General features: G+C 33.6%; 23 protein-coding genes. 1 reads left to right on the top strand and 22 read right to left on the bottom strand.

Features of this window, described 5'->3' with window-relative positions; genetic code table 11:
* From kduI to B4N66_RS09895, 12 genes are all read right to left on the bottom strand, one after another.
* Positions 1–837 carry a 5-dehydro-4-deoxy-D-glucuronate isomerase gene (gene kduI, locus B4N66_RS09950; protein WP_291094401.1) on the bottom strand — a complete coding sequence of 279 codons (837 nt, stop codon included), beginning with the start codon at positions 835–837 and terminating at the stop codon, positions 1–3.
* Positions 838–992: 155 nt separating this feature from the next.
* On the bottom strand, positions 993–1,472 hold the full coding sequence (locus B4N66_RS09945; protein WP_291094399.1) for a 4'-phosphopantetheinyl transferase family protein: 480 nt from the start codon (positions 1,470–1,472) through the stop codon (positions 993–995).
* Positions 1,469–1,723, bottom strand: a complete 255-nt coding sequence (locus tag B4N66_RS09940) for an acyl carrier protein (protein ID WP_291094397.1) — start codon at positions 1,721–1,723, stop codon at positions 1,469–1,471. The genes B4N66_RS09945 and B4N66_RS09940 overlap by 4 nt, the downstream gene beginning before the upstream one ends.
* Before the next feature lie 26 nt (positions 1,724–1,749).
* Positions 1,750–3,024, bottom strand: coding sequence for a beta-ketoacyl-[acyl-carrier-protein] synthase family protein (locus B4N66_RS09935; RefSeq protein ID WP_291094394.1), 1,275 nt, complete (start codon positions 3,022–3,024; stop codon positions 1,750–1,752).
* A gap of 1 nt (position 3,025) precedes the next feature.
* Positions 3,026–3,454, bottom strand: coding sequence for a 3-hydroxyacyl-ACP dehydratase FabZ family protein (locus tag B4N66_RS09930; protein WP_291094392.1), 429 nt, complete (start codon positions 3,452–3,454; stop codon positions 3,026–3,028).
* 12 nt (positions 3,455–3,466) lie between these two features.
* Positions 3,467–4,246 (bottom strand): SDR family oxidoreductase, encoded by a 780-nt coding sequence (locus tag B4N66_RS09925; protein ID WP_291094391.1) that lies wholly within the window; start codon positions 4,244–4,246, stop codon positions 3,467–3,469.
* Positions 4,240–5,292, bottom strand: a complete 1,053-nt coding sequence (locus B4N66_RS09920; protein WP_291094390.1) for a type III polyketide synthase — start codon at positions 5,290–5,292, stop codon at positions 4,240–4,242. Before B4N66_RS09920 ends, B4N66_RS09925 begins: the two co-directional genes overlap by 7 nt.
* Before the next feature lie 10 nt (positions 5,293–5,302).
* The gene (locus B4N66_RS09915) at positions 5,303–6,013 is read right to left on the bottom strand and encodes a methyltransferase domain-containing protein (RefSeq protein ID WP_291094388.1); all 711 of its coding nucleotides are present in this window, start codon (positions 6,011–6,013) and stop codon (positions 5,303–5,305) included.
* Positions 6,013–7,134: an NAD(P)/FAD-dependent oxidoreductase gene (locus B4N66_RS09910; protein ID WP_291094386.1), complete on the bottom strand. Its 1,122-nt coding sequence runs from the start codon at positions 7,132–7,134 to the stop codon at positions 6,013–6,015. Before B4N66_RS09910 ends, B4N66_RS09915 begins: the two co-directional genes overlap by 1 nt.
* A 96-nt stretch (positions 7,135–7,230) precedes the next feature.
* On the bottom strand, positions 7,231–7,905 hold the full coding sequence (locus tag B4N66_RS09905; protein ID WP_291094384.1) for a hypothetical protein: 675 nt from the start codon (positions 7,903–7,905) through the stop codon (positions 7,231–7,233).
* Between the two features lie 67 nt (positions 7,906–7,972).
* The gene (locus B4N66_RS09900) at positions 7,973–8,512 is read right to left on the bottom strand and encodes a hypothetical protein (RefSeq protein ID WP_291094383.1); all 540 of its coding nucleotides are present in this window, start codon (positions 8,510–8,512) and stop codon (positions 7,973–7,975) included.
* A 2-nt stretch (positions 8,513–8,514) separates the two neighbouring features.
* Entirely contained in the window at positions 8,515–9,423 is a 909-nt protein-coding gene (locus B4N66_RS09895; protein WP_291094381.1) for a hypothetical protein, read from the bottom strand.
* A 158-nt stretch (positions 9,424–9,581) separates the two neighbouring features.
* Here B4N66_RS09895 and B4N66_RS09890 point away from each other — a divergent pair, with 158 nt between their 5' ends.
* Positions 9,582–10,493, top strand: a complete 912-nt coding sequence (locus B4N66_RS09890) for an SIMPL domain-containing protein (RefSeq protein WP_291094378.1) — start codon at positions 9,582–9,584, stop codon at positions 10,491–10,493.
* Here the strand turns inward: B4N66_RS09890 and B4N66_RS09885 are convergent, their stop codons facing one another.
* The 10 genes from B4N66_RS09885 to B4N66_RS09840 all read right to left on the bottom strand — a co-directional run bounded on the left by B4N66_RS09885 (position 10,494) and on the right by B4N66_RS09840 (position 21,910).
* Complete coding sequence (locus B4N66_RS09885; RefSeq protein WP_291094376.1) at positions 10,494–10,739, bottom strand: hypothetical protein; 246 nt, start codon at positions 10,737–10,739, stop codon at positions 10,494–10,496.
* Between the two features lie 68 nt (positions 10,740–10,807).
* Complete coding sequence (gene acs, locus B4N66_RS09880; RefSeq protein WP_291094375.1) at positions 10,808–12,715, bottom strand: acetate--CoA ligase; 1,908 nt, start codon at positions 12,713–12,715, stop codon at positions 10,808–10,810.
* Between the two features lie 104 nt (positions 12,716–12,819).
* The gene (locus B4N66_RS09875; RefSeq protein ID WP_291094373.1) at positions 12,820–14,715 is read right to left on the bottom strand and encodes an acetate--CoA ligase; all 1,896 of its coding nucleotides are present in this window, start codon (positions 14,713–14,715) and stop codon (positions 12,820–12,822) included.
* Positions 14,716–14,726: 11 nt separating this feature from the next.
* The gene (locus B4N66_RS09870; RefSeq protein ID WP_291094372.1) at positions 14,727–15,092 is read right to left on the bottom strand and encodes a response regulator transcription factor; all 366 of its coding nucleotides are present in this window, start codon (positions 15,090–15,092) and stop codon (positions 14,727–14,729) included.
* Between the two features lie 5 nt (positions 15,093–15,097).
* Positions 15,098–17,785: an ATP-binding protein gene (locus B4N66_RS09865; RefSeq protein WP_291094370.1), complete on the bottom strand. Its 2,688-nt coding sequence runs from the start codon at positions 17,783–17,785 to the stop codon at positions 15,098–15,100.
* Positions 17,778–17,972, bottom strand: coding sequence for a hypothetical protein (locus B4N66_RS09860; RefSeq protein WP_248433750.1), 195 nt, complete (start codon positions 17,970–17,972; stop codon positions 17,778–17,780). The genes B4N66_RS09865 and B4N66_RS09860 overlap by 8 nt, the downstream gene beginning before the upstream one ends.
* Before the next feature lie 84 nt (positions 17,973–18,056).
* Entirely contained in the window at positions 18,057–19,769 is a 1,713-nt protein-coding gene (locus tag B4N66_RS09855) for a sodium:solute symporter family protein (RefSeq protein WP_291094367.1), read from the bottom strand.
* A gap of 110 nt (positions 19,770–19,879) precedes the next feature.
* The gene (locus B4N66_RS09850) at positions 19,880–20,140 is read right to left on the bottom strand and encodes a DUF4212 domain-containing protein (protein WP_248433748.1); all 261 of its coding nucleotides are present in this window, start codon (positions 20,138–20,140) and stop codon (positions 19,880–19,882) included.
* Positions 20,141–20,167: 27 nt separating this feature from the next.
* Positions 20,168–21,382, bottom strand: coding sequence for a hypothetical protein (locus tag B4N66_RS09845; RefSeq protein ID WP_291094364.1), 1,215 nt, complete (start codon positions 21,380–21,382; stop codon positions 20,168–20,170).
* A 108-nt stretch (positions 21,383–21,490) separates the two neighbouring features.
* Entirely contained in the window at positions 21,491–21,910 is a 420-nt protein-coding gene (locus B4N66_RS09840; RefSeq protein ID WP_291094362.1) for an IS1/IS1595 family N-terminal zinc-binding domain-containing protein, read from the bottom strand.
* Positions 21,911–22,022: the final 112 nt, after the last annotated feature.

Raw genomic sequence — 22,022 nt, 5'->3', positions numbered from 1 at the left:
TTATCTTAGTTCGTTTGGTGGACAAATATCCATATCGCTATAATCTAAATTTTCACCCGCCATTCCCCAAATAAAGGAATAGTTTGATGTTCCGGCACCTGAATGAATAGACCATTCCGGTGATAAAACCGCTTGATTATTTTGCATAAAAATGTGACGTGTGTGTTGTGTTTCTCCCATAAAATGAGAAATGGTTTGACCTTCTTCTAAATCAAAATAGAAATAGGCTTCCATTCTGCGGTTGTGCGTGTGAGCCGGCATTGTATTCCAAACATTTCCGGGTAATAATTCGGTTAAACCCATTTGCAATTGACAGGTTTGAACGATTTCATTCACAATCAATTTATTTAAAATTCGTTTGTTAGCCGTTTTTTCTTCGCCTAACTGAATTACGATTGCATTTTCTTTGGTAACTTTTTTATTTGGAAAATAAGTGTGAGCGGGTGCCGAATTGATATAAAACAAAGCCGGTTTTTCTTCATTGCTTGAAAAAACAACTTCTTTTGCTCCCATTCCAACATATAAAGCTTCTTTTTTGTTTAGTTCAAAAGCTTCTCCGTCAACCGTTACCGTTCCTTTTCCGCCTACATTGACAATTCCCAACTCGCGACGATCTAAAAAGTTTTCTGATTTTAAGTACGGAATTGTTTCTAGTTTTAAGTCTTTTGAAACCGGCATAATTCCTCCCACAATGTAACGATCGTACATTGAATAGGTTAAATTTATTTCATTTTCTGAGAATAAATTATCAATTAGAAATTGATTTCTGATTTCTTGTGTGTCATATTTTCTAGCATCAATAGGATTTGATGCATATCTAAAACTGAAATTTGTCATGAGTATATTTGTTGTAATCGATTACACAAATATAATAATTATTTTTAATAAAACTAAAATATGTATAATTTTTAGAGATAAAAAATAAGATATATGAAAAAAAGTGGACTTAAAATAGCTAAAATCTGATTGTTATAATCAAATCTGTAAAAAATCTAACTTAAATTTAGTAGTAGGATTTTCTCAAATCTCCCGTGATGACTTTTTGAAATGAAATGATTCTTTCCGTTAGTAATTATAAACGGAATTTCATCATTTTTATGAATTTCAACCGAAGAATTTAGTTCTGAGATATTATTAAATTGTAGATTTTTTAAAGCAATTGTATGCAACATATCGCCTTTTTGAACTGTTTTGGTGTAGTATTTATTTTTATTAAAACAAACAATTCCGGAATCGTACTCAGTATTTTCAATTTTTAATGGATAAAATCCTCGCAAACCATTTTCTTGTCGGATGATTTTATAAACAGCTTCTTTCTTACTCCACAATATCCAAACCATAATTGTTCGATTTTCTGCAGAAAAAATAAGATTTTGCTCTTTTGTAGTAAATAGTTTATCGAGGTAACCTTTTCGTTGCCAATTGCTTTCTACTTTTGCTAACGCTAAATCGATGACATCATTTCCAATCATTTTTCAGCTAATTTGGTTTCGATGATTTCCAACGCTGCTTGAACATTGAGCATTCTTTCCATCGATGCATTGTCAATCACAATGTCAAAAGCTTCTTCAACATCCAAAATAACATCTACTAAATTAGCAGAATTTATCTTTAAATCATTGATAAAATCTGTGTTTTCATTTAAATTCTCAAAAGCTTCCTGATTTTTAATATATGGTTTTACAATAGTTTTCAGTTTGAGAATGGTTTCTTCTTTGTTCATCTTCTTTTTTTACGAAGGTAAGCAACTTAGCTAAACTTTTTGAAAACAACACAAGCATTAACATCGCCAAAACCAAAACTGGCTTTTACAGCAATATTGATTTCTTTTTGAAGAAGTTGTTGCGGAATTTTTTCTCTATTAACCAAAGTTTCAATTTCCGGATGCAAATCTTCACAATTAATTGATGGGAAAATAAATCCGTGATGAACTTGCAAAACAGTTGCCACGCTTTCAATGCTTCCGGAAGCCGAAAGACAATGTCCAATCATTGATTTTAATGAATTGATATATGGAAAATTGGATTTGGATAAACCTAAAGCTTTACTCCAATTAAAAATCTCTAAACTATCTTTAATTGTGGCAGTTAGATGTCCATTTATTGTATCAATTTCATTTGAATTTATAGTTGAATTTAGCAACGCATCTTCAATACATTTTTGCACAGCAATTGAGTTTGGAGCGGTCATTGTTCCTTCGCCTCGTTGTCCTCCGGAATTGCTGTTTCCACCTAAAACTTCCGCATAAATTGTTGCATTTCTGGCTAAAGCTGAATCTAAATCTTCTAAAATTAAAGCTCCTGCTCCACTTCCGGGAACGAATCCGGAAGCACTTGCACTCATTGGTCTAGAGCCTTTTTCAGGTGAATCGTTGTGTTTGAAGGTACAAACCCGCATTGCATCAAATCCACCCCAAATATACGGACCGCTGTCGGAAGTGCTTCCCACCAACATTCGTTTCGCTTGTCCGGAAACGATTCGGTCGTAGCCCATCAAAATGCTTTCTGTTCCGGTTGCACAGGCGGAAGAATTGGTGGTTACTTGATTTCCTAAACCTAATTTAGCCGCCAAATACGCACTCACGCCACTATTCATCGTTTGAGCAACAGCTGTACTTCCTAACCTTCTGGTTTGAAAATCATCAATTTTATAAATACTTTCCCTGAATTTTTCGATTCCGGATGTTCCTGATCCAAATATTGTTCCGCTCTCCCAATCGGGATTTTCGTTGTTTTCAATGGATAGACCGGCATCTTTCCAAGCATCTATTCCGGCGATAACACCGAATAAAATTCCGGAAGCGTTGAAGTTTTTTAATTCTAATTCTGTAAAATATTCTTTTTTAAGTTCTTCCGATATTTCAGGTTTTCCCGAAATTTGACAGGAAAATTGTAATTGTTCTAATTCTGCATCGTATTTTATTCCCGAAATTCCGTTTTTGATGGCGTATAAAAAGTTGCTCACTCCTACACCATTGGGAGCAACCACGCCTAATCCGGTTATCACGACACGTTTTTTTTGCATTTTATTTTATTATTATTCCTGACAAAGTTCCGCTACAAACCTCTTTATTTTTATTATTCATCATTCGGACTTTACATTTTAATTTTCCAAAACGGAAATACACTTTTTCTGAAATAACGGTGACTTTTTCGTTGGGATAAACCGGTTTTAAAAATTCAACTTCGGAGGATGAAAAGGCGATTTGCGAAACATCTTCGTTCAAAGTCAGATAAATTCCCAAACAAACCAAGCCAATTTGAGCCATTGTTTCAATTAAAATCACACCCGGCGTAATTGGATTATCTTTAAAATGACCTTTGTAAAAATCTAATTTTTCATCAAATATAAAAGTTCCTGTTACTCCATTTTCATCAATTTGAAGCAATTCATCTACAAAAAGAAATGGCTTTTGGTACGGAAGTTTACTTAAAATTAAATCGGTTTCTTTCATTACAATTTGATTTTAAAGGCTTTCACCTCCATCAACCTTAATAATAGTTCCGTTGATCCATTTGGCTTCTTCTTTACAAAGTAAATAAACCACATTGGCCACATCTTCAGGAGTTGTTAATCGCTTAAAAGGATTTCGTTTTATAGCAAATTCTTTAATTTTTTCACTATTCGGAATGAGTTGAAGAGATTTTGTATTGGTCACACCTGCTTGAATGCAATTACTTTTGATGCCAAATTCTGCAAATTCAAAGGCAATTTGTCTTGAAATCGCTTCCAACGTTGCTTTGGCAGCACTCACGGCTCCGTAATTTGGAATTGGTCGTTGGCTTCCTTCACTGGTAAAAGATATGATTTGGGCATCGTGATGAAATAATTCAGCTTTAAAAACTGCTTTAGTCCAATCATACAGCGAAATTGCCATCGCATTAATAGTTAATAAAAAATCATCTGTTGACAATGAATTTTCGGAAGTCATACTTTTTAAACTTCCTTTTGCAATGCTATGAATCAGACATTTTACTTTATCAGAACCAATTTTAATCTTTATTTGATTAATGATTTCTTGCCGTTTTTCAGGTTGTAAAGCATCGATGTTAAAACTCAAAAAGGAAATTCCGGTTGATTTGATAGTTTCAAATTCATTTTCAATCTCGGGTAATTCCACTCGCGTATTTCGGTGAATGATGCAAATATTCATTCCGTTTTCGGCTAATTTTTTAGCAGAAGCCAATCCTAATCCGGAACTTCCTCCGAGGATGATTGCCCAAGTATGTTGAAATTCCTTTACCATTCTAATAAAATTCGTTGTGCTGTAAATCCGGGACCAAAACTCAACATCAACCCTCTTTGACCTGATTTTGGATTTTGTTGCATAATTCTTTCCAAAACAAATAAAACGGTTGCACTCGACATATTTCCGTATAATCGCAAAACTTCTTTGGTGTCGTCTATGTTTTTGCCTAAATCTAAAAATAAATCTTCGACTAAATTTACGATTTTTTTCCCACCCGGATGAAAAATTAAATAATCAATATCCGAAATAGATAAATTGTTTTTTTCTAAAAAAGGATGAATAATCGCTGGAAAATGTTCGCCAATAGTTTCAGGAACTTCAATATCCAAAACCATTTTTAAACCTTTATTCGTCAAATCAAAACCCATCATTCGTTCTTTATCGTAAAAATGATACATTGCTTCATCAACAAGCATTGGTCCTTCATCTTCGGGAAAAGAAGACAATAAAGCACACGCGGCTCCATCACCAAAAATCGCAGCACTGACAATGTTTGCCATCGAAAAATCATCCAATTGGAAGGTTGCTGTCGGACTTTCAATGGTAATCACAGCTGCTCGTTTGTTGGGATTGGCTTTAAGGAAATTTTTGGCATAAATCAGTCCGGAAACACCACCAACACAACCCATTTCGGTCACCGGAAGTCGAACAATATCTTGTTTTAATTGTAATCGATTGATGAGATAAGCATCTAGGGACGGAATCATAATACCGGTGCAACTCACAGTAATAATATAATCAATGCTTTGCGGACTCCATTTTGCTTGATTTAATGCTTTTTGAAGCACTTGTTCGCCTAACACAATCATTTCTCGTGAATAAATGGTGTTTCGTTCTTCGAAGGATTGGAGCGAAAAAACTTCTTCCGGATGCATAATCGAGTAGCGTTTGTCCACTTTTGCACCTTCTACAATTTTTTTGGCTTTTCTGATAAACCGCTCTTCTTGACTGTGAAGCCAATTATCCATTAATGGAATTATTTCCGAAGTTTCGCGGGAATATTGCGGAAGTTGCGTTGCAACGGTTATGAGTTTTACAGCCATTTTAATTTATTTATTTCCGAATAATCCATTGGTATCTAAACGCCCATTTCCATTGAATCGTTTGTTCTTTTGCGTTAATTTTTCGTGAAAAACCAATCAATTCTTCCTTTTTGAACCCTTTTAAGATAGAAAGTAAACCATCTTTTTTGGGCATTTCTTGTAATTTAAAGACAAAACAAACCAATTGAAATAAGTGATAGGCAATGGAACTTCTGTGCAAATCATTTATAACAATTCCGAGCTTACTTTTTGCTAAATAATCTTGCAAAATCATATTAATTTCGTCATCACTAAAATGATGTAATGTTAAGGTAAACAATGTAATATCACTATTTACTTGATTTATTTGTTGATGTAAAATATTTTCCTGAATATAGTTAATATTTGGGAAATTTTCAGATAATTGTATGGCTTCTTTGATTGTATAAGCGTTCGCATCAATCCCAATTAAATCAAATTGATATCCGTTTGAATGTCCGAATTTTGCAATTTCTCGCAGCATGTCGCCATTTCCGCAACCGACATCACAAATGCTAATTGATTTAGATTTATCAACAGATTTTAGTAATTCTTTTACGCCGTTTAATGTTAACTTGTTTCCGCCTAATTTTTGATTTATTGACGCGATGGTTTGTAAAGCGGTAGTTAGCTCATTTCCTTCCATAGAAAAATCGTCCATTAATTCTTCTTCTCGGTTGCGAAATTTGGTGTTTACAAGCATTATTGAATTGGCTTTCCGTGCGTTTTTTGAATTAGGAAAGGTAGTGATTTTGGGAAGACGATTAACCATTTCATCATCATATTACTCAGAACTGGATTAAGTAATAATTTTGAGAGCATTTTACCCATTTGAATGCGTGATTTGAAATTGAAATTCCATTGATTAGTGTAGTTTATTTCGAATTCCTTGCGATTTACTATCCCATTTAGAAAATCAATCGTACATTCACTGGCTATTTTGGCACTGTGAATGGCCATCGCCATTCCGTTTCCACATAGCGGATGGATTAATCCTGCAGTATCTCCGAGCATTAAAATATGGTTTTCAACTTGTTTTTTGCTTTCAAAGGAAACTTGACTAATGGTTAGGGGTTTTTCAAAAAGCATTTCTGAATTGTCAAAAATAGCTTTGAGTTTTGGATTTTTACTTAAAACATTCGACTGAAAATCGGAAATAGCTTTGTGTTTTTTAAAAGATTCATATTTAGTTAAATAACAAATATTAATAATGTTATTTTCCACTTTCGAAACACCGCAATAGCCTCCTTCAAAATTGTGTAATTCTACTAAATCATTGGGAAAATTACCTTTGTAATGAGCTTTTACAGCTAACCATGGTGATTTTCCTTGAATAAAATTTCGCTGAAGTTTGACATCTAAATTTGATCGTTTACCAAAAGCTCCTAAAACTACTTTTGCTTGGAAAGTTTGGTTATTTTCGGTTTGAATGGTAAATGAATCGTTTGAAAAACCAATTTCATTTACTTGGTGATGAATGATTTTACAACCTGATTCTTTGGCTTTCTCGCAAAGGTAATTATCTAACTGATAACGACTTATTCCAAATCCGCCTAAAGGAAGAACAGCCGAAATAGATTTTCCGTTATTGATTGAAATTGATGTTTTATTGATGTGAGTTGGCTGTAATGATTCAATAAACAAACCCAATTCTTCTAAATAAGGTAGCACTTCGTTTGATATGAATTCGCCACAGACTTTGTGTTTTGGATAAGTGTTTTTTTCAAATAGAATAACCGATTTTCCCTCTTTCGATAAATGAATCGCGGCGGTTAATCCGGAAAGACCGCCACCGATGATTGCTATTTGGGGAGTTGGGTTCATTTGAGCTAAATTAATACAAACAATTCATTTTTGCTTGTTTTTAGAAATAAAAAAAAACGCTCGTTAAAAGCGTTTTAAAAAAATTATAGCAAAAAATTAATCTTCTATTTCATAATAAACCAATCGTTCCTCCCAAGTGTAGTTTGAAGCAACAGCGTGACAAACAAATTTTACTAGTCCTATATTTTTTTGGTAATTATATTCTATGGTTTTAGAGATTAATTCGGGTTGTGTTGCCGCTGGTGTAAAAACACCTTTATAAGGCATAATTGTGTAATCATTTCCTTCTACATTCATAGTGGTTTGTTCATATAATCGATGTTCAATAGTTCCATAAGGCTCATCAACTACATAAGTATAATTAAAATCAGAACCAGGATGTAAAACAAATCCGGAAGATTCTTGCACTGTATTTTGTGCTGTATCTTCATTAATTTCAACTAAATGACCTTGGTTGTTTACACGAACGTAGGTAATTTTTTCATAAACAATAGTATTACTATTTATATTAACTCTTTTGGTTGATTTTTTTGCAAATGACAGGCCTGAAATAGTTACTTCATCTATGATTTTAATTGTATCAACAACACCATTAAAAGTGAATTCAGTAGGATTAAAATTCGTGTTTTCATATTTTTTGTAAACCCATTTGTTACCAACATTTAGGTTAAAAAAGCTTTCATCTATAGAAGTGGTATTATCATCTTCAGAACAGGATAAAATTGAAATAGCTATAAATAAAAAAAGTACATTTTTGATGATGTTTTTCATGTTTTTAAGTTTGGTTCTATTCAAAAAACGAACTTTTTTTAACTTTATTTTAGTAAGCTGATGATTTTCAATTCATCTCACCCAACAAAACACTCCAAACTTCCTTTTGATTTTCGCCAAACGATTTTAAATTTTCAGAAAAATAAACCTTTTGTTCAATTTCGATGATGGTAATTTGTTTGTTTCGTTCTATTTCTAAATAATAATGATTGATCCAATAATCATTAAAAAACTGAACTTTCTCGTTCTTTTTTCTGGTCTGGAATCGAATATTTTTTTCATTTCCCAAAAGATTTAAAAATTCAGCGAGTGAAACTTTTTCTTTTTTGGAAGAAAGAAAATTTATAATCGACACATTATCTTCCTTATAAAGAGAATGAACAGCCGTTTTAATTTCTGTTATTAAATAGTTTGAAATAGTTGGATTTGTTAGCAGTTGAGCATATTCATAAAAATCATTCACTTTAGAAAACGAACTTTCCTGATAAGCTTGCAATGTTTCAACAGAAAAGCTTGCTTTCATACTTTTCTTTGAAAAACTCGCATCTTGAGCCATTCCAAAGCAAGAAAAAAACAATAATACGATAAGTAAATAATTGATTTTCATATTTATTCCTGTTTAATTCGAATGAATTGAATTTGATCTTCTGAATTATTTTTAATTTCTAAAATTAGCATTTTTTTGATGGTTGATGTTGGAATGACTAATTTTTCTGAAAATTCTTTTTTGTTATAATATTCGGCTCCCAAATTGTTATGCAACATCACGATAACTTCCAAATCATCAGACAAAATCTTCTGCAGTTGCTCTTTTCGAGTTTGCCAATCTTTGATGTCTGATTGCATAAACGCTTTGAGCATCAACGCATAATCGTCAGGTTGCATCAAAAGAATTTGCGTTTCAGTATTGGATTTTGCAACTTCAACTTCCTTTTTTTTGTAAAACGGACTTTCAACACTGATTTTTGTTTCGGGTGAAACGGATTCAATTGTCGCTTTTCCATCTTCTACTTTTAACGGAACTTTTTTATCATCATCAATTTGATAAACTTTCACATCTTCATCAGCAATTTTTTCTTGCGTAAATTCATCTTTAATTTCAATGGTTTGTGAATTCGTTGTCGTTTTATTTATCCAATAGAAAATGAAAAGAATGATTATCAACCCTACTCCTATCATCCAAAAATAATTGCTTTTCTTTTTAGTTTTTTGAACAATAGAATTTTCTTTCTTATTTATAAAAACAAACTCATCCCAACCTGAAAATCCACAAAACTGACACAAAATATCCAACATGTCTTTTCGTGGTAATTTTTCATTGGTTTCCGGTTTTAAATGCGTGTAAATCCACTTTTCGCTAATGCGTTGCTTCAGTTTATCTTCAATTAAATCAATTAAATTTTGAATGTCTTGCGAACTGAATTGTTTCCAACCACCTTGAAAATAAGGATAATGCTTTTGATAATTCAATAGCACTTCGTTTTTCAATAATTGAAATAATTGTGGATCGTTCATCATAAAATTGAATTCGAAAATAAAAATACGCTTTTAATTCGATACTGTAAAACTACTGTAAATGTTTAGAAAACCAATTACAATCAGTTGAAAGTGGTTTTGCCAATCCTTTTTTAGAATGTCAAACTACTATTGCATCATAAACTTTTAAATCATAAAAAATGAAAACAATTTTCTTATTACTTAGCGTTTTTTCTTTATCAATTAGTAATGCTCAACACGGTGCAAATGAACTGTATCGAAATGGCGAAAAATACAATTCTACTGTTTATCAACTGAATAATGGTGAACATCAGCGTGTTTCGCAAACCAAAAACGAAGCGGTTTATCGAATTAAAATTTTAAATAATGCAAAAACAGATGCGTACATTGTAACCTTTGGATTAAATCAAGAAGCTCAAACGGTTAAGGAATGCAATGCAAAAATTAATCAACGAATTCAAGGTTTTAAATCGGTTGCCAAAAAATTGGGCATAAAAGAAGATGAAATTTATGTAGATTTTATTACTCAAAATAAAATTTATGATTACGAATCAGAAACCCAAGGTTCGCAAGTGAAAGTGAATCAGGTAGATGCCGGTTTTGAAATAAAAAAGAATGTCATTCTTCGGTTTTCCAATCAAGTTTCTTTTGATGATTTGGTGGAAAAAGCTTCTGATTTTGAAATACATAATATCATTAAAGTCGATTATGTTAATTTGAATGCTGATAAAATTTATGAACAAATGTTTGAAGAAGCTCAAAAGTTAGTTCAAATTCGAAAAAAACAAATGGGCAAACATATTGATGAAGGTCCCGAAGATGTTCCGACAATTGGAGTTAGTTTTGTAACCTTATCGCCTACTTCGCAGTATAAAACTTTTCAAGCATTTGAAACATCAGAACTTAGTTATTCCAACAATTCACGTTACAGTGATAAGCACGTGATCAGGCAAGAAGAGCGAAAAAGCAAAACATTCTATTATGATGGTTTGAATCCGCAAGGATATGATAAAATTATGAATGCTGATTCGCCTGTGGTTGGGATGCAATATGTGATGGAAATTACTGTGACGTATCGGAAAAAACAGTAACTAAGATGTTCTGTTTTTTAGTTCTTCCCGTACTTCTTTTAATTGATTAGTAAAGATAATTACAAGCGGTAAAAAAGCAACAGGTAAAAAAGTTAGCACTGAATTTTTCATTTTTATCATTAAAAATATACCGCTAAAAAGCATGATAGCCATAGCTGTAAGCATTAATATTGTCGAATTTTTCAAAGTTTTTTCTTTATACTTTAATTCCTCAACAGATAATTTTGATAAATCTTGCTTTTTCATAATTTCAAATAGATTTAAAAAAACCGCTTGAAATCAAATCAAGCGGTTTACAAAAATATAAAATTGTTTTACAACTTTCCGTCCTTAATTTCCTCAACAATTTCAGGATTTAATAACGTAGTAATATCACCAAAATTAGAATAATCTCCTTCCGCAATTTTTCTCAAAATACGACGCATGATTTTTCCGCTTCTTGTTTTTGGTAAGCCTGAAACAAACTGAATTTTATCCAATTTAGCAATCGGTCCGATTTGATCGGAAATTTGTTGATTAATTTCTTTTCGTAAATTATCTTGATTTCTGCTTTCGCCTGACTCTTTCAAAATAACAAAACCGTACAAGGCATTTCCTTTTACATCATGCGGGAAACCAACAATTGCACTTTCTGCCACAGCCGGATGTTCGTTGATTGAATCTTCGATTGGAGCTGTTCCTAAATTATGACCGGATACAATGATTACATCATCTACTCTACCCGTAATTCGGTAATAACCTACTTCATCTCTCAAAGCTCCATCTCCGGTGAAATATTTTCCCGGGAAAGCTGAAAAATAGGTTTCTTTATATCGTTCGTGATCACCCCAAATCGATCGTGCCATTGCCGGCCAAGGGAATTTAATGCATAAACTTCCTGTCACTTGATTACCTTCAATTTCATTTCGTAATTCATCCATCAAAACCGGCTGAATTCCGGGTAACGGCAAAGAGGCATACGTTGGTTTTGTAGGTGTTACAAACGGAATCGGCGAAATCATGATTCCACCCGTTTCGGTTTGCCACCAAGTATCCACTAACGGACAACGTTTTCCGCCTACGTGGTCGTTGTACCAGTGCCAAGCCTCTTCATTAATAGGTTCTCCAACAGATCCAATTACTTTTAAAGATTTTAATGGAAAACGCTGCACATAATCGATACTTTCTTTGGCTAACGCACGAATGGCAGTTGGAGCCGTATAGAATTGGGTGATTTTATGTTTTTCAATTACTTCCCAAAAACGGCTAAAATCAGGATATGACGGAACACCTTCAAAAATTACGGTTGTTGCTCCGTTTAGCAAAGGTCCGTATAGAATATAAGAATGTCCGGTAATCCAACCAATATCGGCTGTACACCAATAGACATCATTTTCTTCGTAATTAAATACATTTTTAAAAGTATAGGCTGTATAAACCATATAACCAGCAGTAGTATGCAACATTCCTTTTGGTTTTCCTGTTGAACCGGAAGTGTAAAGAATGAATAATGGATCTTCTGCATCCATGATTTCTGCTACGTTATTCGGAATTGCTTCATCTAAAAGTGGTTGCAACCAAAGGTCACGTCCCTCTTTCATGTTTACAGTTGTGTGCGTTCTTTTGGCAACCAACACTTTTTCCACACAAGGTGATTTTTCTAATGCTTCATCAATAATACCTTTTAAATCAATGGTTTTATTTCCTCTAAATCCGCCATCGGAAGTGATGACCATTTTACATTCGCTATCGTTAATTCGTGTCGAAACAGCCGAAGCAGAAAATCCTGCAAAAACAACTGAATGTATTGCTCCAATACGGGCACATGCCAAAACAGAAACAGCCAATTCAGGGATCATTGGTAAATAAATACAAACCCTATCCCCTTTTTTAATGCCTTGATCTCTCAACACATTTGCCATCTTAGCTACTCGTGCATAGAGTTCATTATAAGTAATATGTTGAGCTTCTTCGTCAGGATTATTAGGTTCAAAAATAATCGCTGTTTTATCTCCTCTTCGTGCCAAATGACGATCAATGCAATTTTTAGTAATATTTACTTTAGCGTCTACAAACCATTTGAATTTTGCCTCTTGCATGTCAAATTCAAACACTTTATCCCATTTCTGATACCAAGTAAAATTTTCATCGGCAATTCTATCCCAAAATTTTCGGGGTTCACGCACCGATTTTTTATACATTTTGAAATAATTCTCGAGGTCATGTATTTTATAGTAACTCATGATGTTCTGTTTTTGGTCTAATTTTTATGTAAAAATAACGAATCTAATCGTTCGTTGCAATGTATCTTTGCTAAAAAGATATAGATAAAATTGTGTTTATGATTTTATTTTTGCTTTGAAACTGCATATTTTTCAATAACTTCAATTATTTCATCAATGATTAGTTCGTCGTCTATGGTTGATGGAATTTGAAATTCAATTTTATCAACGATATTTCGTAATAATTTACGTAATATTTTTCCCGAACGTGTTTTGGGTAATCGTTGCACAATCATCACATTTCTCAAACAAGCTACTGCTCCGATTTGGTCACGAATTAAATGAACAATTTCGTATTCCAATTGAAAATGTTCTGTTTCATTTCCGGTTTTCATTACCACCATCGCTAACGGAATTTGTCCTCGTAATTCGTCGTTCACACCAATCACAGCACATTCTGCCACAGCTGGGTGCGAAGCTACAATTTCTTCCATTTCTGCGGTTGATAATCGATGCCCTGCAACATTGATGACATCATCTACTCTTCCTGTTATAAAAATATAATCTTCTGCATCTTTAAATCCGCCATCACCGGAGAAATAATACCCCGGAAATTTTGATAAATAACCTATTTTAAAACGTTCACTATCATTCCATAAATCGAGCATCGTTCCCGGTGGTAAAGGTAATTTTATAACAACAAAACCTTCTTCGTTGGCACCTACCTCTTCCCCATTATCATTTAGAATACGAATGTCATATCCAGATACCGCTTTTCCGGCAGAACCCGGTTTGATGGGTAAATATTCTACTCCCATCATATTGGCTATCATCGGCCAACCTGATTCTGTTTGCCACCAATGATCGATAGCAGGAACCGGAATGTGTTGATTATACCATTCTAATGTCGCTACATCACAACGTTCTCCAGCCAAAAATTGGTTTTTTAAACTTGATAAATCATATTCTTTGATAAATAATCCACCAGGATCTTCTTTTTTGATGGCACGAATAGCGGTTGGAGCGGTAAACATCACATTCACTTTATGTTCGGCAATCACTCTCCAAAATGTAGAAGCATCCGGCGTTTTAATTGGTTTTCCTTCAAAAATGATAGTTGTATTTCTATTGATTAGCGGACCATAAACAATATAACTATGTCCAACTACCCAACCCACATCGGAAGCTGCCCAAAAAATTTCATCTTGTTTTACTCCATAAATGTATTGCATTGAAAATTTAAGTGCTGTCGCATAACCGCCTGTATCTCTGACAATTCCTTTTGGTTTTCCGGTTGTTCCGGATGTGTATAAAACATAAAGTGGATGAGTTGAATTCACAACCACGCAATCAGTTTCTTCCGAACCATAAACTAACGCATCATAATCTACATCGTATTTTTTAAATGGAACTCTAGCACCTAATTTTCGATTAAAAACTACTACTTTTTTGGGTTTGTGATTGGCTAATTCAATCGCTTCATCAACTAAAGGTTTATAGGCGATTAATCGATCCACTTCAATTCCTGAAGAAGCTGTTAAAATGATTCTGGGTTTGCAATCGTCAATTCGGATAGCCAATTCGTGTGGAGCAAATCCGCCAAAAACGACGGAATGGGTCACTCCTATCCGAGCACAAGCTAACATTGCAAAAGCAGCTTGCGGAATCATTGGCATATAAATTACTGCAGTTTCGCCTTTTTTTATACCTAAAGAAAGTAAACCTCCAGCTAGTTTGGCAACTTCGGTTTTAACTTCGTTGTAAGTATACTTTTTAATAGTTTGTGTAACCGGCGAATCATAAATGATGGCAATTTGTTCACCAAAACTCTCTTCAATGTGTTTGTCTAAAGCTAAATAACAAATATTTAATTCACCATCTTTATACCAAAGCGGATACTCATTTTTATCTTTTGATAAAATGGTTTCGGGTGTTTTAAACCAAGAAATTAAATTGGCTTGTTCTTTCCAAAATAATTCCGGATTGTCAAGACTTTTTTGATAAAATTCGTTGTATTGCATTGTAGTAGTTGTTAGTCTTTTAGAAGTTCATTCACTTGATCTACCAATTTTTTGATTGAAAATGGCTTGGTCATGTAGGCATCTGCACCCAATTGCATTCCTTTTTCAATATCGCTTTCTTTGTTTTTTGCGGATAGAAAAATGACTTTGCAATTGGTAAGTTTTTCATTCTTTTTAACCGATTCAATTGTGGCATAACCATCTACATTGGGCATCATAATATCGAGAATGATTAAATCCGGTTGTTCGTTTTTTAAAATATCCAACGCTTCCTGACCGTCACGAGCGATGAAAACTTCAAAATTGTTTTTCTTAAACGTATATTCCAACGACATGATAATGTTGGGTTCGTCATCTACTAATAAAATCTTTTTCATGAGTTTTATTTATTTTTGGGAAGGATGAAAGAGAATGTCACGCCATTTTGAACATTTTCTGCCCAGATTTTACCTTTATGAGCTTCGATGATTTGTTTGCAAATGGCTAATCCTAATCCGCTTCCGATGGGTTTTTTAATATTTTGATTGTTTGATTGATAAAATTTGTCGAAAATGGTTTCCAAATCATTCGGATTTACTCCTTTTCCGTTGTTAAAAACATTTATTTTGATGAAATCTTCCTTATTTAAAACGGTGATAATAATCAATCCTTGCTTTTCATCCGTAAACTTTATGGCATTGGAAACCAAATTGGTTATCACTTGTATGATTCGTTCTTCATCATATTCTATAATCACTTTTGATTGATTTTCATCAAATTCCACATGAATCTTTTTGTTCGAAATCAGTTGTTGTAAAGGTGAAAGTGATTTGGAAATGGTTTGAATAATATTTCCTTGACTGGGATAAATTTTCTGTTTTCCGGTTTCAAATTTTTCTAAATCCAAAATTTTATCAATTAATCTATTTAAACGATCGGATTCGGTGATAATATTTTGAAGAAATTGTTTTTTGAGTTCTTCCGGAATTTCGTCATCGTCGTGCAAAATTTCGCTCGCTGCCCGAATGGCGGTTATTGGTGTTCGTAGTTCATGCGTAACGGTATCTAAAAAATCATCTTTTTGCTTATCTTTTAATAATAAAGTTTCATTTGCTTTTTTTAGTTGCGATGAAAGTTCCTTTAATTCATTGGATGTTTCTGTCAGTTTTTTATTTATGATAAGATTTTCTTTCGATTCTTCTAAAATTTTCAAGACTTCTGGTAAACTGATTTTATCTTCTTTGGTTACACTTTCAATTAATATTTTGGCAGAAGCAGTTCCGATGTGACCAGTTAATAGATTTTCGGCAAATTTGACTAATCTGGCATCTGCCATCAAATTATCGGGAGCAATATTATATTTCATTTTAAAAATGGAAAGTGCACGATTGGTTCGTTCTTCGCCTAAAAAACGTTTCAACACTTTTTGAATATCAGACACATAAGCCGTTCCTTTCCAAACAAAAGCATTTTCATGGTTGTTGATGTATTTATCAATATCTACGAACATTTCGGCATAATTTCGTTCGCGGTAATCACCTTTAAAACTTACAGAAACAAATAGATAAACCAAACTATTGAACAACAAACTCCAAAAAAGTGCATGTGGAATAGGTTCTAGATAATCTAATCCAAACAATTGAAATGGTTGTAAAAAAGTATAACCAAAGAAACCTTCTTTAAAAAAGTTACTTTCGGGATTGATGGAACTCATTAAAAACGGTAGCATAATCGTGTAAAAACAAATCAACATTCCTACTATTATTCCCGCTACTGCACCGTTTAGTGAACCTCTTTTCCAAAAAATAGCTCCAAAAAAAGCGGGTCCGAGTTGAGCTACAATTACAAATGAAATCATTCCGACGGATACTAACGAAAAATCCATGATGAAAAATCTGTAGTAGATAAAAGCTAAAATAATTAGTAAAAAAATACCAATTCTTCGAATTTTGACGATGCGTTCGCTATTGCTTTCCTGGTTGTCTTTTTGTAAGGAACCTAATAACCCATACGGAATTAAAAGATTGTTACTCAACATAGTAGAAAGTGTAATCGATGAAACCACAATCATTGAAATGGCTGCTGAAAATCCGCCTAAAAAGACTAAAACCGTCATAAATGTATTGTCAAAAAGTTGCGGAATTAAGAGCGAAAACATATCCGAATTGACATCTTTACCTTCAAATAAAATATTTCCTCCCCAAGCGATTGGATAAACAAATAAATTGAAAAGTAACAAATAAAGTGGAAACAGCCATATTGCAGTTTGGATATGTTTTTCACGATTGTTTTCGACAATTGACATGTGAAACTGCCGAGGCAAAAGAAAGATTGAAAAAAATGATAATATGATGAGCATCATCCAATTCATTCCACCTTCTAAACCATGAATTGTATTTCTTTCTTCAAAACTTTCCATTAATGATGCTTTGGCATAAATGGCATCAAAGCCATCAAATATGTAAAAAGTAACATACAATCCTAAAATAATAAAGAAGAACAATTTAAGTACTGATTCCATCGCAACAGCAGTCACAATTCCTTTTCTCTTTTCAGAAGCATCAACATAACGCGTTCCATAAAAAGAAGCAAAAAGAGCTAAAACTAAGGCAACATAGGTTGAAGTGTCTAAAAAAACATTGGTGGTTTCCGGTGAATTGGTTACGATATGAAATGTTTCAGAAATCGCTTTGAGTTGTAATCCCACATAAGGCAAAATCGCTATTAGTGAAATGATTGTAACTAAAGCTCCCAGAAATCGACTATTTCCATAACGAAGCGAAATAAAATCGGCTATACTTGAAATTTTATTGACTCTGGAAATTCGGATTATTTTTCTTAGAATAACAATCCAAGCCGGAAAAGCAATCACCGGTCCGAGATAAATCGGAATAAAATTTAAACCTGAATTTGCAGCCACACCAATACTTCCGTAGTACGTCCAAGTTGTGCAATAAACAGCGAGTGAAAGTGAATAGACATAAGGATTATTTGTCCATTTCGAGTTACCTTTTCGCTCTGCCCATTGAGCAATAAAAAAAAGTAATCCGAGATAAAGCAGCAATATGACTAATAAAAATCCGCTATTCATTGTATTTTTTTAAAAAGTAAAATGAAATGATAATTGACAATGTCCAAACCGAAAAAATGTAAAAATAGATGATTGGAATTCCAAAAATAGCTTCAGATTTGTTGAAAAGTAATAGTATTGGAAAGTTGAATGCCATCCATAACAACAAACTAATAATCACAAATTTTTGAAGATGTCTTTTTTTCATTTTTAGTTTTTCATTTGAATCACAAACTCTGCTCTTGAAATTCAAAAGCAGAGAAAGTAATTTTATCTAAAGATAATTCTTTTATTAATGTCCGGTTGCCTCACCAGCTCCGGATGGAATTCTGATGTTTTCCACAATATCCTGAACATCTTGTGGTGGCTCAGGAGTAAATCTGTTAACTATCAAAGCTACTGCGAAATTGGCAATCATGGCAACAGTTCCAAAGCCTTCCGGTGAAATGCCAAACCACCAATTTGGTTTTAACGAATCTACCATTTCTTTTCCACCATCGAAGATACCGAATTTGAATTTTAGCATGTAATAAATCATTAATAACATTCCAACAACCATTCCGCTGATAGCTCCCTCTTTATTCATTTTCTTGTAAAAAATACCTAAAATAATGGCCGGGAAAAAGGATGCCGCAGCCAAACCAAATGCCAGTGCAACGACAGCTGCCACAAATCCAGGCGGATTAATTCCGAAATAACCAGCGATACAAACCGCAACTGCAGCAGAACCACGAGCAGCCCAAAGTTCATTTTTTTCTGAAATGTTTGGGTTAATCATTTTCTTGATTAAATCGTGCGAAACAGATGAAGAGATAACTAATAACAATCCCGCAGCTGTTGATAAGGCAGCAGCCAGAGCTCCGGCGGCTACTAAAGCAATCACCCAATTTGGTAAATTCGCAATTTCAGGATTAGCCAAAACCATGATATCGTTATCAATTTTTAATTCGTTTGCTTCTTTATCAGCAACATACTGAATTTTTCCGTCTCCATTTTTATCATCAAAGGTTAATAAACCTGTTTTCTCCCAATTCATAAACCATTGTGGCATTGCACTATATTCTTTATCACTTACTGTCTGAATTAAGTTTGCTTTTGCAAAAACCGCAACAGCTGGAGCTGTAGTATAAAGAATCGCAATTAACAACAAAGCCCATCCGGCAGATTTACGAGCATCTTTCACTTTTTTAACAGTGAAAAATCGAACAATTACGTGAGGTAATCCGGCTGTTCCAACCATTAATGCTAACGTGATAGCAAAAACATCAATCATGGATTTTGAACCACTTGTATATTCATCAAACCCTAATTCAGTTTGAAGTCCGTTTAATTTATCTAGCAAATAAGTTCCTGAACCATCAGCAACTGTTCCTCCCATTCCTAATTGTGGAATAGGATTTCCTGTCATTTGTATCGAGATAAAAATGGCTGGTACCATAAAGGCAAAAATCAATACACAATATTGTGCTACTTGTGTATAGGTGATTCCTTTCATTCCACCTAAAACTGCATAGAAAAGAACGATTACCATTCCAATAATAACACCGGTATTAATATCTACTTCCAAAAATCTTGAGAAGACAACCCCTACTCCTCTCATTTGTCCGGCTACATACGTAAACGAAACAATCAAAGCACAAAAAACAGCTACTGAACGAGCAGTTTTTGAATAGTAGCGATCACCAATGAAATCAGGCACAGTGAATTTTCCGAATTTTCTCAAATAAGGAGCTAATAATAAGGCTAGTAAAACATAACCGCCAGTCCATCCCATTAAATAAACAGCACCATCATATCCCGCAAAGGAAATAATTCCCGCCATGGAAATAAATGAAGCTGCCGACATCCAGTCAGCTGCAGTAGCCATTCCGTTAGCCAAAGGTGAAACACCACCACCGGCAACATAAAATTCTTTGGTTGATCCGGCACGCGACCAGATTGCAATTCCGATGTAGAGAGCAAATGTTACTCCTACTATTATATATGTCCAAGTTTGTACATCCATTTTGATTATTTTTTAGAGTTGCTGAGTAGCTTAGATACTGAGCAGCTGAGTTATTTGAATTTTTTATTTCAATTTATTTTAACAGAAAACCGATAACCGAAAACAGAAAACTATTCCTCTCCGTATCCGTATTTTTTGTCTAGTTTGTTCATTAGTCTAACATACACAAAAATCAAAATCACAAATACATAAATTGATCCTTGTTGTGCGAACCAAAATCCGAGTGGAAATCCTCCGATTTTAATACTGTCTAAAGCGTCTTTAAATAAGATTCCTGCTCCATAGGAGACTAAAAACCAGATGGACAAAAGAATAAGAAGATACCTTAAATTCTCTTTCCAATAGGCGGTAGCGTTTGCTTGATTACTCATAGTTAAATTTGTTTTTAAAAGTTAAGTTTATAGATAAACCATGGCTTGAAGCGTAATCGTTCCCGTTTTGCTTTCGCCAAATTTTTCATTTTTATATTCTAATGTAAGTTTAGAATTGTGTCCGTTTAAATAAAGGTTTGTACCCACACCGAATACATTTCGATTATCATCCACAGCATCATAACTGTTGGTTGCATAGGATAAGTAGGGTTGAATTTTTGTCAATTTTTCCGAATGGAACATATAACCGGCATGACCATAAATGAAGCTTCCGGTTCCATAGGCGTTAAACAAATAATTTTTACCGTAATTGTTGTTTTGGTAAGTAGCATAAGCTGTAATTGCTCCTTTTTTATCACCAACTGGTGCATCATAAAAAGCATCAACAGCAAAAATGGATACATCTTCACCAATGTTGGTTGTGCCATCATTGTAAACACTTCCTTTTGGATGCAGAAAAAATCCGGCACCTACATTAAATACTTTTTTGGTACCTAAATAAGACCCAACTCTAAACGGTAGAAAATTGCTTTCAGCATCAAAAAAGCCATATTCAAAATAACCGGCATAATTCATTCCTGACTCTTTTGAACCTAAAACTCTTCGACCTGCATAAATTGTGGTGTTTACATTATCTGCTGTAACTCGGGTGTCTAAACTGTTTGTCATTGATTCGTTAATGGAAACCCGGTATTGAAATTTACCAAAAGTACCTTTTGCATAAACACCTTGGTGACGAGCAAATTGATCGGATAAACCTAAGGTTGACCATGATTGACGGTTGTTATCCAAAGTCATAAAATTTAAAGTTCCTTGACTATTTAATCGCGAAATTCCGTTCCAGTAATGTAAACCTGAACCAATGGCGTGATTTTTTCCTAAACTGTATTGCACCCAAAAATCATGAAAAAACAATTGAGAACTCTCGCCTTTTCCTGTTGGCGACATGTTATCTGCATTCAATGAATTTAAACCAAAATGAGTTAACACTAAGAATTTTGGTGTAATTTGAGCATAGGTTAAAATCCGTGCTCTTCGAGTTGAAAACTCAATTGCTTTTTTATCTTCGGGCAGGTTGTCATTATATTGACCCCACATTTGCCCCCAAGCAATGACACGCATGTATTTTGAACCTTCTTCGTTTAGGTTAAATTTCATTCCGCCCCCATAATCGGGAGAACCTTGCGAGAAAGCATTAAAAAAGCAAAACGTTGTCATGAGAAGTAAGACTGCTTTTTTCATTAATTATAAATTTGGTTTTGGTTAGAAGAATTTGTTTTTCTGAGTACCAAATTGAAATTTTATAAGTGAGAAAAAAAAACAGTTATATATTTTTGTTAATTAGTATAGCTAATCTTTGAAACGCTCCCATTTTATAAGCATAAATTTATCGCCTAATTCAGTAATAATCATCCCGGCACCTTTGAGCTGGTCTTTGTTTTTTAAGAATTCTACTAATTCTAAATGATTATAAATCTTATAAGTAGGATGATAATCGGTGTGAGCAGGTTTTTTGATTTTAAACTCTTTTACCCAATTACTCACTGTTACATGAGAAACTCCTAAAATTCGCTCGATTTCACGATAACTTAATCCTTCTAAGTATAATTGCAGAGCTTTCGTTACGTAGTAATCATCTATCTTTTTACCTAACTTGTTGACCGTAAAGTAATAATTGCATTTTTTGCATAAATACCTTTGTCTGTCTTTAATGATGCCACTTTTAACAATCTGATCATTTTGGCATTTCGGACACGCTAAAATCTCCATATATAAAAATTTTGCATAAATATATTAAATTAGCAATAATATAAAAACATATTTTGTAATTTATTTTAGAAAAAATTATGAAGTGCTTAATTTTATTGGCTAAAAATTATAT

It is taken from the genome of Flavobacterium sp. UBA2787 (assembly GCA_002352205.1).
Lineage (GTDB): Bacteria > Bacteroidota > Bacteroidia > Flavobacteriales > Flavobacteriaceae > Flavobacterium.
Note: the sequence above shows the minus strand (reverse complement) of the source record. Positions and strands in the feature narration are given on the sequence as shown.

Coding starts and splice junctions, on each gene's coding strand:
- B4N66_RS09875 (WP_291094373.1), bottom strand. CDS start 14,715: ATGCAATACAACGAATTTTATCAAAAAAGTCTTGACAATCCGGAATTA.
- B4N66_RS09845 (WP_291094364.1), bottom strand. CDS start 21,382: ATGAAAAAAGCAGTCTTACTTCTCATGACAACGTTTTGCTTTTTTAAT.
- B4N66_RS09870 (WP_291094372.1), bottom strand. CDS start 15,092: ATGAAAAAGATTTTATTAGTAGATGACGAACCCAACATTATCATGTCG.
- B4N66_RS09840 (WP_291094362.1), bottom strand. CDS start 21,910: ATGGAGATTTTAGCGTGTCCGAAATGCCAAAATGATCAGATTGTTAAA.
- B4N66_RS09935 (WP_291094394.1), bottom strand. CDS start 3,024: ATGCAAAAAAAACGTGTCGTGATAACCGGATTAGGCGTGGTTGCTCCC.
- B4N66_RS09900 (WP_291094383.1), bottom strand. CDS start 8,512: ATGAAAATCAATTATTTACTTATCGTATTATTGTTTTTTTCTTGCTTT.
- B4N66_RS09865 (WP_291094370.1), bottom strand. CDS start 17,785: ATGAATAGCGGATTTTTATTAGTCATATTGCTGCTTTATCTCGGATTA.
- B4N66_RS09860 (WP_248433750.1), bottom strand. CDS start 17,972: ATGAAAAAAAGACATCTTCAAAAATTTGTGATTATTAGTTTGTTGTTA.
- B4N66_RS09890 (WP_291094378.1), top strand. CDS start 9,582: ATGAAAACAATTTTCTTATTACTTAGCGTTTTTTCTTTATCAATTAGT.
- B4N66_RS09850 (WP_248433748.1), bottom strand. CDS start 20,140: ATGAGTAATCAAGCAAACGCTACCGCCTATTGGAAAGAGAATTTAAGG.
- B4N66_RS09925 (WP_291094391.1), bottom strand. CDS start 4,246: ATGGTAAAGGAATTTCAACATACTTGGGCAATCATCCTCGGAGGAAGT.
- B4N66_RS09920 (WP_291094390.1), bottom strand. CDS start 5,292: ATGGCTGTAAAACTCATAACCGTTGCAACGCAACTTCCGCAATATTCC.
- B4N66_RS09905 (WP_291094384.1), bottom strand. CDS start 7,905: ATGAAAAACATCATCAAAAATGTACTTTTTTTATTTATAGCTATTTCA.
- B4N66_RS09910 (WP_291094386.1), bottom strand. CDS start 7,134: ATGAACCCAACTCCCCAAATAGCAATCATCGGTGGCGGTCTTTCCGGA.
- B4N66_RS09895 (WP_291094381.1), bottom strand. CDS start 9,423: ATGATGAACGATCCACAATTATTTCAATTATTGAAAAACGAAGTGCTA.
- B4N66_RS09940 (WP_291094397.1), bottom strand. CDS start 1,723: ATGAACAAAGAAGAAACCATTCTCAAACTGAAAACTATTGTAAAACCA.
- B4N66_RS09945 (WP_291094399.1), bottom strand. CDS start 1,472: ATGATTGGAAATGATGTCATCGATTTAGCGTTAGCAAAAGTAGAAAGC.
- B4N66_RS09915 (WP_291094388.1), bottom strand. CDS start 6,013: ATGCTTGTAAACACCAAATTTCGCAACCGAGAAGAAGAATTAATGGAC.
- kduI (WP_291094401.1), bottom strand. CDS start 837: ATGACAAATTTCAGTTTTAGATATGCATCAAATCCTATTGATGCTAGA.
- B4N66_RS09855 (WP_291094367.1), bottom strand. CDS start 19,769: ATGGATGTACAAACTTGGACATATATAATAGTAGGAGTAACATTTGCT.
- B4N66_RS09930 (WP_291094392.1), bottom strand. CDS start 3,454: ATGAAAGAAACCGATTTAATTTTAAGTAAACTTCCGTACCAAAAGCCA.
- B4N66_RS09885 (WP_291094376.1), bottom strand. CDS start 10,739: ATGAAAAAGCAAGATTTATCAAAATTATCTGTTGAGGAATTAAAGTAT.
- acs (WP_291094375.1), bottom strand. CDS start 12,715: ATGAGTTACTATAAAATACATGACCTCGAGAATTATTTCAAAATGTAT.